This window comes from Streptomyces sp. T39, assembly GCF_008042045.1.
Classification (GTDB): Bacteria; Actinomycetota; Actinomycetes; order Streptomycetales; family Streptomycetaceae; genus Streptomyces.
The window spans coordinates 1-2193 of record NZ_RDBP01000265.1 but is presented as its reverse complement, the minus strand read 5'-3'; the positions used below and the strand labels follow the sequence as shown (position 1 = coordinate 2193).

General features: G+C 75.0%; 2 protein-coding genes. Both read left to right on the top strand.

Going from position 1 to position 2193, the window contains the following annotated elements; translation table 11 throughout:
* The first annotated feature begins 235 nt into the window (after positions 1–235).
* Entirely contained in the window at positions 236–1477 is a 1242-nt protein-coding gene (locus tag EAO77_RS38040; protein WP_261994353.1) for a hypothetical protein, read from the top strand.
* On the top strand, positions 1474–2193 hold a 720-nt coding region (locus EAO77_RS38035; RefSeq protein WP_147992824.1), incomplete at its 3' end, for a metal ABC transporter substrate-binding protein. The genes EAO77_RS38040 and EAO77_RS38035, both read left to right, overlap by 4 nt.

Genomic DNA, 2193 nt, shown 5'->3' with positions numbered 1-2193 from the left:
GCGCGCACCTGCCCCCGCGCGGATCCTGCCGCTTCCTGCCGCATTCCGGGGCACCACCCCGTTCCCGGCAGCCGCCGGCTGCTCCCTCGGACCGACACAGAGGCTGACATGCGCGACGCGCGCCGATGTCGACACGACGACACAACGACACACGCGTACACGCAACGACACACCCGTACACGCAATGACACACCCGTACACCGACACACCGCACCGACACCGGATGGAGAACCCCTTGCCCGCCCGAAGGAACGTCCCCGCGCGGGCCCCCGCCGCGCTGGTGCTCACCGCCCTGCTCGCCGCGACCGGCTGCGCCGGCCGGGACGACGACGCCCCCGCCCCGCGGACGGAGTCCTCCTCCGCCGCCCCCCACGGCTACGTCGAAGGGGCGCAGGAAGCCGCCGAGCAGCAGTCCCGGCTGCTGCTGGCCGACCCGGCCACCGGCGACACCCGTGTCCTCGACCTGATCACCGGGAAGACGCACGAGGTGGCACCGGTGGCCGGTGCCACCGCGCTCACGGGCGACGGACGCTTCGGCTTCCTCCCCACCGCCGACGGCACCCGTGTGATCGACACGGGTGCCTGGACGGTCGACCACGGCGACCATGTGCACTACTACCGCGCCGCGATACGCGACGTGGGCCGGATACCCGGTGGCCCCGGCACCCAGGTCCGCAGCGACACCGCGGTGACCGCGGTGACCGACCCGGCGGGCCGCGTCCGCGTCCACGACCGCACCGGCATGGAGAGGGGCGGGCCCGGCACACCCCGCACCCTCCCCGGCACGTACACCGGAGCCGTCGTGCCCTACGGGGAGCACCTCGTCGCCCTCTCGGCCGCCGCGGACCGACCCCGGGTCGTCGTCCTCGACCGCGAGGGCCGGCGCGTGGCGGCCCCCGGCGCCGTGTGCGCGTCGCCCCGCGGGGACGCCGTCACCCGGCGCGGTGTCGTCATCGGCTGCGCCGACGGCGCGCTGCTGGTGCGGGAGTCGGGCGGCCGCTTCACCGCCGAGCGGATCCCCTACGGGGAGGACGTGCCCGCGGCGGAACGCGCCACCGCCTTCCGCCACCGGGCGGGCAGCGACACCCTCACCGCCCTGGCCGGCGCGCGTGCGGTGTGGGTGCTGGACGTGACGGACCGCACCTGGACCCGGGTGGCGACCGGACCCGTCGTCGCGGCGAACACCGCGGGGGAGGGCTCCTCTCTCATGGTCCTCGCCGCCGACGGCGCCCTGCACGGCTACGACATCGCCACCGGCGAGCGCACCGCCCGCACCGGGCCGCTGCTGACCGGCCCGCCGGACGCCGGCGCCGACCGCGCCGGGACGCCGCTCGTCGAGGTCGACCGCAGCCGTGCCTACGTCAACGACCCCGCCGGCAAGAGGGTGTTCGAGATCGACTACAACGACGGACTGCGGATCGCCCGCACCTTCGCCCTCGACATGACCCCGGCGCTGATGGCGGAGACGGGACGATGAGGCCGACACCCCGCGCGGCCCGCCCGCGCTCCCTGATCGTGTTCCTGCTCACCGCGCTGTCCGCCACCCTGGCCACCGCCTGCGCCGCCGGCGGCGACCGCCCGCGCGTCGTGGTCACCACCAACATCCTCGGCGATGTGACCCGGCAGATCGTCGGCGAGGAGGCCGAGGTCAGCGTCCTGATGCAACCGGGCGCCGATCCGCACTCCTTCGGCCTCTCCGCCGTGCAGGCCGCCGAACTCGAACGTGCCGACCTCGTGGTCTTCAACGGACTGGGCCTGGAGGAGAACGTCCTGCGCCATGTCGACGCCGCACGCGCGGCCGGCGTCACCACCTTCGGCGTGGGCGACGCGGTGGATCCGATGACCTTCCGGGCCCCCGACGACGGCGGTCCCGGCGACGAGGCCGGGCAGCCCGACCCGCACTTCTGGACCGACCCCGACCGGGTGCGGGCCGCCACCGGCCTGATCGCCGCGCAGGTGATCGAGCACGTCGACGGGGTGGACGCGGCCGCCGTACGCGCCAACACCGCCCGCTACGACCGCCAACTCGCCGACCTCACCGCCTGGATGGAGACCTCGTTCGAGCGGATCCCCGAGGACCGGCGCGCCCTGGTCACCAACCACCATGTCTTCGGCTACCTCGCCGACCGCTTCGGCTTCCGGGTGATCGGCGCGGTCGTCCCGAGCGGCACCACCCTGGCCTCGCCGAGCTCG